The organism is Wolbachia endosymbiont of Nilaparvata lugens (assembly GCF_007115045.1).
GTDB lineage: Bacteria > Pseudomonadota > Alphaproteobacteria > Rickettsiales > Anaplasmataceae > Wolbachia.
This window is the reverse complement of sequence record NZ_MUIY01000001.1, coordinates 1,083,018-1,093,207: the sequence shown is the minus strand read 5'-3', so window position 1 is coordinate 1,093,207 and position 10,190 is coordinate 1,083,018. Positions and strand designations below refer to the sequence as shown.

General features: G+C 36.6%; 13 protein-coding genes. 12 read left to right on the top strand and 1 reads right to left on the bottom strand.

Annotation, left to right across the window (positions count from 1 at the left end):
* Positions 1-81: 81 nt before the first annotated feature.
* Positions 82-1,338, bottom strand: coding sequence for a group II intron reverse transcriptase/maturase (gene ltrA, locus BWZ41_RS05425; protein ID WP_177429443.1), 1,257 nt, complete (start codon positions 1,336-1,338; stop codon positions 82-84).
* Between the two features lie 483 nt (positions 1,339-1,821).
* Here ltrA and BWZ41_RS05420 point away from each other — a divergent pair, with 483 nt between their 5' ends.
* From BWZ41_RS05420 to BWZ41_RS05365, 12 genes are all read left to right on the top strand, one after another.
* The gene (locus tag BWZ41_RS05420; RefSeq protein ID WP_410543276.1) at positions 1,822-3,129 is read left to right on the top strand and encodes a phage portal protein; all 1,308 of its coding nucleotides are present in this window, start codon (positions 1,822-1,824) and stop codon (positions 3,127-3,129) included.
* On the top strand, positions 3,129-4,142 hold the full coding sequence (locus tag BWZ41_RS05415; RefSeq protein ID WP_143689731.1) for a S49 family peptidase: 1,014 nt from the start codon (positions 3,129-3,131) through the stop codon (positions 4,140-4,142). The genes BWZ41_RS05420 and BWZ41_RS05415 overlap by 1 nt, the downstream gene beginning before the upstream one ends.
* Positions 4,143-4,217: 75 nt before the next feature.
* Complete coding sequence (locus tag BWZ41_RS05410) at positions 4,218-4,589, top strand: head decoration protein (protein ID WP_010405448.1); 372 nt, start codon at positions 4,218-4,220, stop codon at positions 4,587-4,589.
* A 36-nt stretch (positions 4,590-4,625) separates the two neighbouring features.
* Positions 4,626-5,630, top strand: a complete 1,005-nt coding sequence (locus tag BWZ41_RS05405; RefSeq protein ID WP_143689642.1) for a major capsid protein — start codon at positions 4,626-4,628, stop codon at positions 5,628-5,630.
* Positions 5,627-5,941, top strand: a complete 315-nt coding sequence (locus tag BWZ41_RS05400) for a head-tail joining protein (protein WP_177429459.1) — start codon at positions 5,627-5,629, stop codon at positions 5,939-5,941. Before BWZ41_RS05405 ends, BWZ41_RS05400 begins: the two co-directional genes overlap by 4 nt.
* Positions 5,934-6,437 (top strand): phage tail protein, encoded by a 504-nt coding sequence (locus tag BWZ41_RS05395; RefSeq protein ID WP_410543268.1) that lies wholly within the window; start codon positions 5,934-5,936, stop codon positions 6,435-6,437. Before BWZ41_RS05400 ends, BWZ41_RS05395 begins: the two co-directional genes overlap by 8 nt.
* Entirely contained in the window at positions 6,434-6,907 is a 474-nt protein-coding gene (locus tag BWZ41_RS05390) for a hypothetical protein (protein ID WP_143689641.1), read from the top strand. The genes BWZ41_RS05395 and BWZ41_RS05390 overlap by 4 nt, the downstream gene beginning before the upstream one ends.
* Positions 6,894-7,391 (top strand): phage baseplate assembly protein V, encoded by a 498-nt coding sequence (locus BWZ41_RS05385; protein WP_143689640.1) that lies wholly within the window; start codon positions 6,894-6,896, stop codon positions 7,389-7,391. The genes BWZ41_RS05390 and BWZ41_RS05385 overlap by 14 nt, the downstream gene beginning before the upstream one ends.
* Before the next feature lie 28 nt (positions 7,392-7,419).
* A complete protein-coding gene (locus tag BWZ41_RS05380) occupies positions 7,420-7,614 on the top strand; it encodes a PAAR domain-containing protein (protein WP_410543267.1) in 195 nt (64 codons plus the stop codon).
* The gene (locus BWZ41_RS05375; RefSeq protein WP_143689638.1) at positions 7,611-7,946 is read left to right on the top strand and encodes a GPW/gp25 family protein; all 336 of its coding nucleotides are present in this window, start codon (positions 7,611-7,613) and stop codon (positions 7,944-7,946) included. Before BWZ41_RS05380 ends, BWZ41_RS05375 begins: the two co-directional genes overlap by 4 nt.
* Before the next feature lie 2 nt (positions 7,947-7,948).
* Entirely contained in the window at positions 7,949-8,731 is a 783-nt protein-coding gene (locus tag BWZ41_RS05370; protein WP_143689637.1) for a baseplate assembly protein, read from the top strand.
* A gap of 278 nt (positions 8,732-9,009) precedes the next feature.
* Positions 9,010-10,176: a phage tail protein gene (locus BWZ41_RS05365; RefSeq protein ID WP_143689636.1), complete on the top strand. Its 1,167-nt coding sequence runs from the start codon at positions 9,010-9,012 to the stop codon at positions 10,174-10,176.
* The last annotated feature ends 14 nt before the right edge of the window (positions 10,177-10,190 follow it).

Below are 10,190 nucleotides of genomic sequence, written 5' to 3'. Positions count from 1 at the left end.
GGAGAGTAGACCAGGAGAACTTCCCTCCTGGCCCCTTCCAGAACCCTACGTGAAACTCGCGCTTCATAAGGCTCCCACTAGTCATTGCCCTAACCCTATACTCAATTTCCAGTGCACAAACAGACTTGGTCTGCTCTTTGCAGTTCTTTCTAGTACCTTAGCTGCTTTGGTTTTGTGTCCTCTCAGCTTTTTGTACTTTGTCTGGAACCACTTTCTGAGTTTCCTATTAAACATTCTTATTATGCTATCTAGTGCAGTTATATGATGCTTCCCGTAATAGTTAAACCATCCTCTCAGGATTGGATTACATATTCGTGATATATCTTCTATTTCCAAGTTTGTTCTTCTAGCAAATTTCCAGCTTCTAATTTCTTTCTTCATCTTGTTCAGACTTTCTTTACTTACAGTTGGAGTAAAGCTTACAAACAGACTACTATCTTTTCTATTTCGTACAAGTCTTTTTCGAAATTCATATCCAAGAAATGTAAATGATACATTCTCATGATTATCCCTTCGTTTTCCATCTTGACAATAGATAATTTTGGTCTTCGTATGTTTTATTTCCAATTTGCAAATCTTCAGTCTCTGTTCAAGTTGACCAAGAATTAGTTGTGCTTGACTCTTGCTTACACAATGTATAACACCATCATCAGCATATCTTGCACACTTTACACTTGGATATTCTCTTCTCATCCACATATCAAAGCTGTAGTGCATAAATAGGTTGCTTAAGATAGGACTTACTACACCCCCTTGCGGCACCCCACTGAGACGCTTTATTTTTGTCCCATCTTTTTGCTGTATCTCTGCACTTAGCCATCTTTGTATATATAAGAGAACCCACTTATTTGTGGTATGCTTTCTGACTGCTTTCATCAGTAGATTGTGGTCTATGTTGTCAAACATTCCCTTGATGTCGAACTCTATTAACCAATCTTGGTCGAAGCATCGCCTTCTCGTTTTTCCTATGGCATCTAATGCTGACTTATTTGGCCTATAACCATATGAATCCTCATCAAATACCTTCTCAAGTTCTGGTTCTAAAACACTTCTCACCACTTCCTGTGCTATACGATCGGCAACAGTTGGTATCCCAAGTGTCCTTGTTCCTCCTTCTGTCTTAATTATATCACAAGCCTTGACTGCTGGTGGAAAATAACTACCAGAAGATAGCCTATTCCATAGCTTGTAAAGGTTCTTGCTTAAGTCTTGATCAAACTTTTCAATTGTTAGATCATCAATACCTGCTCCTCCTCTGTTTTCTTTAACTTTTTTATAAGCCGAAAACACTAGAGATTTCGGTATATCAAAAGGCTTTGTTCGTTCAATCATTTTCATCCTCCTTCAAGTTGAATGATTTACTAAAGTCGACTAGCTCAACCCCTTCGCTCCATAGTCATTACAACCACTTCTTCACTACTACAAGTTGATCCGCCCCAGTGATTTGCATTGCTACTCTAAAGCTTGAGGATTAGCCTCTTGCTTATCTCGCTTTTCATCAAATCGACTGGTTCCTGCAGTTCCTTATTAAAGCCCAGATCAGACTCGCGCCACCTTTATGCCGAACACCACCTACACAGTAATCAGGTTTCTTGTAAGCTCATTAAGAGGAGAACGACTCACTCCTCCTTTCGATGTTCACTTCCCTTTTCGACACGTTCATCAGTGGTTCACTTACGTTCGCCTTTCTGATCCACACCTTCCAGCTCTTACGCTGATTTTTCCTTAACGCTTATGACCCTATCTCTTAAATAGAGCCACTTAAGGTGGTTTGAAACCTGCTCCTGAAAACCGACTTCGAAGGACCTTCCTTCATCTTCAATAAAGCTTCTCACAAACATTACTTTGTTTGTTACTGCAGCACACAGCCGCTCTCGGGATATGGTAAGAAAAAATCCATATGCAGCAAATATAATTGATACGATAGTAAGTAACTCTATTGGAACAGGAATAAAACCACAATCAAAAGCAAGAGATGGAGAATTTCGAAAGAAGGTGCAAGAATTATGGCTAAAATGGACAGATGAAGCAGATAGCTGTGGAATAAGTGATTTTTATGGATTACAAGCTCTAGTATGCAGAAGTATGATAGAGGGAGGAGAATGTTTTGTACGTTTAAGAACGAGAAAGCTGGAAGATAGATTTTCTGTGCCATTACAACTGCAAGTACTTGAGTCTGAACATTTAGATAATAAAACAAATCAAACTTTAGGAAATGGTAATGTAATAAGAAACGGGATTGAGTTTAACAGGCTTGGGCAAAGAGAAGCATATTACCTATTTAAAGAACACCCTGGTGAAGGCTCGTTTGGTGAATCAGTGAGAGTGCCAGCAAATGATGTTTTACATATTTATAGACCATTAAGACCTGGGCAAATCAGAGGGGAGCCTTGGCTTTCTAATATACTGCTGAAGCTTTATGAGCTTGATCAATATGATGATGCAGAGCTGGTGAGAAAGAAAACTGCAGCAATGTTTGCAGGGTTTATTACAAGACTTGATCCTGAAGCAAATATTTTAGGAGAAAGTGAAAGTAATGAGCAAGGAGTAGCACTATCTGGTTTAGAGCCTGGAACAATGCAGCTTTTAGACCCAGGAGAAGATATAAAATTTTCAGAACCATCGGATGTTGGAGGAAGTTATGAAGCATTCATGAGACAGCAGCTGAGAGCAATAGCAATAGGTACAGGAATAACATATGAGCAACTAACTGGGGATCTAAGTGGCGTTAATTATTCATCAATCAGAGCAGGATTAATAGAGTTTCGTAGGAGATGTACAATGTTACAGCATAACATAATGGTATTTCAGTTTTGCCGTCCTGTATGGGATAGGTGGTTAGAGTTAGCACTACTTTCTGGAGAGCTAGACATAGGTGAAGAATGGACAAAGGGAAAAGAAGGAGCAAAAAAAGAAGTAAAATGGATACCACAGGGATTTGATTGGGTGGATCCGCTAAAAGATCAGCAAGCACAGCAAATGGCAGTAAGAAATGGATTCAAGAGTCGAGCGGAAGTAGTATCAGAAATGGGTTATGATGTAGAAGAAATTGACCAAGAAATAGCAGAAGATCAAAAGCGTGCAAATAGTCTCAACTTAATGTTTGACTCTGATTGTAAAGGATTATGATGCTCTTAGGAAAACCATTAATGCTTGAACCAAGGAGTTTTGAGCTGCTATCGTTATACAAAGAAAAACAGCCAATTTTCAAAAATCACTCCATCAAAAGTAACGTAGAAAGAACTGCAATTATACCAATTCATGGAATTTTAACTAAAAAACCGGGTGCGTTTGATGAAATGCTCGGGATGACATCATATGAGCAAATAGAAGTACAAGTAAAGCAAGCATTAGAAGATAGTAGTATAGAGACTATTTTACTGGACATAGATAGTCCCGGAGGAGAAGTAAACGGTATTTTCGACTTAGCTGATTTTATCTACAGTGCAAGAGCAAAAAAGAGAATTGTGGCAATAGCAAACGATGATGCGTACTCTGCTGCATATGCTATAGCTTCTAGCGCTGAAAAGATTTTTCTCACCCGCACTTCAGGAATTGGGAGTATAGGAGTAATAGCAAGTCATATAGATCAAAGTAGGTTTGATGAAAAACAAGGTATTAAGTACACCACAATCTTTGCTGGTAGTCGAAAGAATGATTTAAACCCACATGAGCAAATGACGTCTGAAAGTCTGGAAAGCTTACAAAAAGAAGTAGACCGACTATATGAAATGTTCGTCCAGCTAATAGCACGTAATCGCAATCTTTCTATACAAGCAATCAAATCAACGGAAGCAGGGCTATATTTTGGCGAGAAAGCAGTAGAAATAGGTCTTGCAGATGGAGTTACAACATTTTTTGAATTTATCAACAATCATAGGAGTGTTAGTATGACAACTATTGAGGAGAACTATCGTAGAGAAATTTTAGAGATAATAAGATTATGTAATGTATCAAAGATGCCAGAAAAGATAGGAGAATTTATAGAGCAAGGAGTAAGTATTGAGAAAGCACGGGAAGTTTTAATGGAGTTACTTGCAGAGCGAACGAAAAAGACAGAGATACTGAGTGCAATACCACAGAATTCAGGAGAAGAGTTGATGATGCAGGTAGCTAAAGCTAGAGCACAATCAAGTATTTAAGTTTTTTTATAACCGCCGCATACAATAACTACAAACATGGCGGTAAAACTAAAGGAAAAAAGGAGAAAAGAAAATATGACATGTATAACCGAACAAAATAATCTAGGTGACCTATTAAAGTATGAGGCATCAAGTTTATATTCAAGAGACCAAATAACGGTAGCAAAGGGACAAAATCTGAAGCTAGGAACAGTAGTTGGTTATGATACTAAAGATAATTTAATTAAAGCTTTAAATCCAACTGCCACAGATGGTACACAAACAGCGATAGGTGTAATAGCAAGCGATGTAAACGCAAAGGAAAATAGTAAAGGAGTAATTATTGCTCGTGGTGCAATGCTAGCTGATCATGCAGTTGTATGGCCAGCAAATATCACTGAAGAGCAGAAAGCTGCAGCAATAAAGCAACTTGAAGCACGAGGGATCATTATCCGCAAGGGAGCTTAAAAAGCTATTAAAAACACAAAAGGGGGAAAATAAAAAATGCAAAATCCATTTATAAATACAGCATTTAGCATGACGGCACTAACAAATGCGATGAATATATTGCCGATAAATTATGGACGAGTTGAAAATTTAAATTTATTTCCAAGTAGGTCAGTAAGATTTAGACATATTACCATAGAAGAACACAACGGAGTATTAAGTTTACTACCAACGCAAGTTCCAGGAGCACCAGCAACAGTAGGAAAAAGAGGAAAAAGAAAGGTAAGAACGTTTACGATTCCACATATTCCACATGATGATGTAGTGTTACCAGAGGAAGTACAGGGAATAAGGGCATTTGGATCAGAAAGTGAACTGAAAGCGCTGGCAGATGTAATAACTGACCATTTGCAGCTAATGAGAAATAAACATGCAATAACGTTGGAGCATTTGCGAATGGGAGCGCTGAAAGGAATAATTTTAGATGCTGATGGGTCAGAATTATTAAATCTGTACAACGAATTTGAAATAACACCAAAAGTAGTAAATTTTGCCCTTGGAACAGCAACAACTGACGTAAAACGTAAGTGTCTGGAAGTACTCCGGTACATAGAAGATAATCTCAGTGGTGAATATATGACAGGAATTCATGCCTTGGTAAGCCCTGAGTTTTTTGATACACTAACTTCTCATGCTAAAGTAAAAGAAGCATATGAGAGATGGCAAGAAGGAGCAGCACTTCGAAATGATATGAGATCAGGATTTACGTTCTGTGGCATAACGTTTGAGGAATATAGAGGACAAGCAACTGACCCTGAAGGGACGGTAAGAAGATTTATTGAGAAAGATACAGGGCACTGTTTTCCAGTAGGAACAGCAAGCACATTTACAACATATTTTGCACCAGCAGATTTTAATGAGACAGTGAATACTCTTGGACAGCCACTATATGCAAAACAAGAACCAAGGAGATTTGATAGAGGAACTGATTTGCATACGCAGTCAAATCCTCTACCAATGTGCCACAGACCTGGAGTATTAATCAAAATTACTGCAAGTTGACGATTATAGAGAGGTTATTGAAGGATTGTTTTGATCATCTAGGAGTGGAAGCCATATATTGTAATAAAAATAAGGAGGCGATTCGAAAAATAAAAGTGCTAATTAAACGTCCTGAGACTACGTACTCTCTAGGTGCAGATGGAGCATTAACTCAGCAAATTGCTTCTATAGAAATACGTGATCAGGACGTTACTTCCTTTAGCATAGGTGATTATATCAAGATTGAAAAAAGGTTCTACAAGATTTTTGAACCACCATTGAAAGATTCTTCAGGTAAAATATTGAAAATTGAGGCAATAGAAAGTGTTTGATATTAAAATTAGTAATAATATTAATGAAATAATCTCCAATATTGAAAGAAAAGAGCAGAAAATAAAACTAGCAGCTATAAAAGCACTAAATAGAACAGCACTATGGTTAAAAGCGCAAGCAGCTAAGGAAATCAGTGAGGAAAAGAAAAGTTTGATAAGAAAGAGATTAAGAATTTTTAAGGCGAAAACTAGCAGATTAGAAGTGTTAATTAGAGCAAATCTCTATGACATTAGAGCATCGGCAATTGGCAAAATACAAAAAACAAAAAGAGGATCGAAAGTAGGAAAGCATGAGTTTATAGGAGGATTTGCAGCAGTTATGCCAAAAGGAAATAGCGGTATGTTTAAACGTGAAGGAAGAGCAGCATTGCCAATAAAGGAAGTTAAATTGTCACTGAAACCAGAGGCTTCAAGGATAATAGGGAATCTTGTTAATTATGAAGTTGAAGAAGTCTTTACAAAGTTTTTTGAACGTGAATTGAGCTATAAAGGATGAATTTGAAAGATTTACATGATAAAATTTGTACCACGCTGAAGAGAGAAATACCAGCAATTCAAACATGCGAAGTATATCCAGCAATAAGGAAAGAATTAGTAGCACCGGCAGTATTTATAGAATTATCAAGTCTAGAGCAAGGAAAAGATCCAGGAACAGAGGAATTAGCGCTGAAAGCAAGATTTGAAGCTAGAATAGTAGTTGATAGCACAATCGAAAATGCTCCTCTTATTGTCAGAACATTAGCTGCTGAGGTGGCAAAAGTTGTAAACAAAAATACATGGAATATAAAAAATGTTTCACCAGGAGAATTTATCTCTGCAGAAATTGACGGATTTAGACCCGAATTAGATGCATATTTGGTGTGGATGGTTGATTGGAGTCATCAGCTTCATTTAGGTAAATCGATATGGACAGAAAATAAGATTAAGCCACATACGATTATAATAGGAGAAAATGTTAGAGAGTAATTTTGCTATTTCAGAGCTGCAAAGAAAGTTAGCAAACATTGTACGAATAGGGCTTGTAAAAGAAGTAGATTATGAAAAAGCAAAAGTAAGAGTGAAAATAGGAGATATTGTAACAGATTATCTGCCATGGACAACAAGCAAAGCAGGAAAAGATAGAGATTGGTCTCCACCAGATATCGATGAACAGGTATTAGTATTGTCACCATTGGGAGAGTTATCATTAGGAATAGTATTACCAGGAATATATCAGGAAAAGTACCCTGCACCAGAGAATAAAAAAGAAATAAATAGTATAAAATTTCAAGATGGGACGAAGTTTACATATGATAAAGGTAAGCATCATTTAGAGATTGAAGTAGCAGACAAAATAACACTGAAAGCTGGGGAATCGAGAATAGAAATAACAAAAAGTGGAATAAAACTGAAAGGAAGTATAATAGATTTAAATTTACATGAGAAGAGCTATAGTTTGTACAGGCGATAATTGTACAGGAATACCGGTTCATGTTTGTATGAGTGGAAGTGAAGACGTATTTGTAAATAGTAGATCTGTGTGTCGTAGGGGTGATATCTTGACTATAGGGGAGACACTAACGCAAGGGTCAAACAGCGTATTTGTGAACGGTATGGGAGTAACAAGAACAGGAGACTTGGTATCGTGTAGTTTTAAAGTGATAGGTGTTAGCAAAAATGTATTTGCAGAATGAGAGGCATGAATGCTAGCACGGGAAAGGAATTGGAAGGAATAGAACATTTAAAACAATCAATTACTGATATTTTAACCACTCCTATTGGATCACGTATTATGAGAAGAGAGTATGGTTCTCGATTATTTGAATTGGTGGATAAGCCAATAAATAGAGATTTAACACTTGAGATATATGCAGCAACTGCAGAAGCACTGGGGAAATTTGAGAAGAGATTTAAGTTAGAAAAAGTAAAGATTGCTGAAGCTAAAGAAGGAAAAATGACTCTTGTACTCGAAGGTCTTTATCTTCCAGAAGGTAAGTTCATAAATATTAATGGAGTAGTTGTTTAAAAATGCAGCAGCCAAATATTATCGAACCACTGAACTTTGAAGAGATTTTTTCTCGGATGAAGGAAGAGTTAATGAAAAGTTTTACAGCATTAGTAGAAAGTGACCCAGCGATGAAGGTATTAGAAGTAGCAGCATGGAGGGAATTGTTACTAAGACAAAGAATAAATGAATCAGTAAAGAGCAATTTACTAAAATTTGCAACGGGAGAAGATCTTGATAATTTAGCTGAGTTTTATGGAGTGGAGAGGCAGAAAGAAGAAGAGGATGAACGATTTAGAAAAAGAATTAAAGCAAAGATAGTAGGCTCAAGCACGTGTGGAAGCAAGGAGTATTATAGGTATCATGCACTGTCGGCAGATAGTAGAGTAAAAGATGCATTAGTAGAATCACCTATACCAGGAAAAGTACAAATTTCAATTTTATCAACAAAGTTATCCACACTGCCAGAAGAGCTACTTGAAATTGTAAGAAAGCAAGTTACTAGAGATGATATAAGGGTTTTAACCGATACAGTAAAAGTGATAGGTTGCAATATTATGGAAATAGATATTCACAGCAGAATGAGCATAAGTCCTATAATATCAGAGGAAGAAATCAAGAAGCAGTTTATTAAGAAGTTTGAAGCAAGCAAAAGGTTGGGATGGAACGTAACAAGATCATGGATAATAGCAAATTTGTTTGTAGAGGGTATAGAAAACGTAGAATTAATCGAGCCAAGAGAGGATGTTGTGGTTCTGGGGAATGAGTGTGCAGTGCTTGGCTACGTCAAGTTAGATAGGATTTAAAACGTATTTTTTTTGTTTTGTGCCAGTGAGGGGATTGCGTGCAATAAGTGGTTTACTGGATCCAATGTTAGGGAGACGAAAGTATTGATTTTCTTCCAGAAGTTGTAACTTGTTTTTTAAAGTATGGATAATATGGTCAAATTAACCCTCTGACATTAACATCTATTATGGAAAGTGTTTTCGATATTAAGAACATCTTTATTTTTCTGCAACGATCTCTTGGTTACTCATAAGCTACCTAAATAAAGGAAATTAAAGCAACTTGAAAGAAAAGACAAATGAAAAATTTATTACCGCCAAACGCAACAAAGCAAGAGCAAGTACTGGTTGATGCAATAGATTATAAGGTAGATCCAAGCTGTATAAGAGGGTTTAAATTTAGATTAGAAGAAAGAATATTACCTTGGCTAATTGAGGAATATGAATTGGGGGAAATTCTACGTTGGATAAGGGATAAAAGAAAAGCCGTAGTAGAAGGAGTAAAATTTCAAAGACTGAGAGGAACACCAGCATCACTCAAAATAGCACTCAAATGGGCAAATATAGAAGATATTACAATTATCGAAGAACCACCTGGCAAGCACTTTTTTGAATTACAGATAGGAATAAAAGATGTTCCAAATAACTTTTTTGTAGATGCAGTAGTAGAGCTTGCAAAACTATCATTACCAGCAAGATCAAGGCTAATGAGGATTTTCAATGATCACTACAACGTTGATAGGTTTATTTTAGATGAAAGTTTTTTTGGAAATTTGTTATCGGATTACTCAGGTATAAAGGTTGAAAAGGATGGACCAGTGTTATCATTTGGAAGAGTAAATTTTTTCAGGTCTAGTGGTCCAGTTATTAGGATTATAGAAAACTATCTACGCGATCATTATGAACGGGCTTTAAACAATGATATATATCGCCTAGATGTAGCAATCCTTGGAGAAACAGAGCCTCACACAAAGGATTACAAAGGCATTTATGAAAGAAGTCATCAGTGGTATAACTTAAAAGCCCTGTATCCTCTAACTCAAAGCTTATTACCGTCGATTAAATTTGCAAAAGCGCAAGTTATATTATCGGACAGTTGGAACTTAGGAGAAACAAATGCGTGCTTTCCAGTAAGTAGCGTAGAAGAAAAAGGAAATAAATTTGTATTGGGAAACGATAAACTTTCAGGGCAACGTTGGAATTTAAAACACAAGCCAATTTTAGAAAGGTTTAGCGTTACTCACCACTACAAAATAGAAAATTATACAGATCAGAAGGTCAGAAAATATGTTTTAGCAGAACACAACGTTTACTATAAAAACGACTTATATTCAGAGCAAAAAGACTCAATACACGAATTAGAAAAGCACATTTTAGTGTTTTACCCGGGAGTACTGAAATGGCACGAACATCGACATTTGCACAGAAGTTGGAAAAATAGTCAAGCAATATGTGTAATAAGTTAAATACTTATATTTAG

Excerpts from the sequence above, each read along its gene's own strand:
- BWZ41_RS05410 (WP_010405448.1), top strand. The coding sequence starts at position 4,218 with ATGACATGTATAACCGAACAAAATAATCTAGGTGACCTATTAAAGTAT.
- BWZ41_RS05365 (WP_143689636.1), top strand. The coding sequence starts at position 9,010 with ATGAAAAATTTATTACCGCCAAACGCAACAAAGCAAGAGCAAGTACTG.
- BWZ41_RS05405 (WP_143689642.1), top strand. The coding sequence starts at position 4,626 with ATGCAAAATCCATTTATAAATACAGCATTTAGCATGACGGCACTAACA.
- BWZ41_RS05375 (WP_143689638.1), top strand. The coding sequence starts at position 7,611 with ATGAGAGGCATGAATGCTAGCACGGGAAAGGAATTGGAAGGAATAGAA.
- BWZ41_RS05385 (WP_143689640.1), top strand. The coding sequence starts at position 6,894 with ATGTTAGAGAGTAATTTTGCTATTTCAGAGCTGCAAAGAAAGTTAGCA.
- BWZ41_RS05415 (WP_143689731.1), top strand. The coding sequence starts at position 3,129 with ATGCTCTTAGGAAAACCATTAATGCTTGAACCAAGGAGTTTTGAGCTG.
- ltrA (WP_177429443.1), bottom strand. The coding sequence starts at position 1,338 with ATGAAAATGATTGAACGAACAAAGCCTTTTGATATACCGAAATCTCTA.
- BWZ41_RS05390 (WP_143689641.1), top strand. The coding sequence starts at position 6,434 with ATGAATTTGAAAGATTTACATGATAAAATTTGTACCACGCTGAAGAGA.
- BWZ41_RS05370 (WP_143689637.1), top strand. The coding sequence starts at position 7,949 with ATGCAGCAGCCAAATATTATCGAACCACTGAACTTTGAAGAGATTTTT.
- BWZ41_RS05380 (WP_410543267.1), top strand. The coding sequence starts at position 7,420 with ATGAGTGGAAGTGAAGACGTATTTGTAAATAGTAGATCTGTGTGTCGT.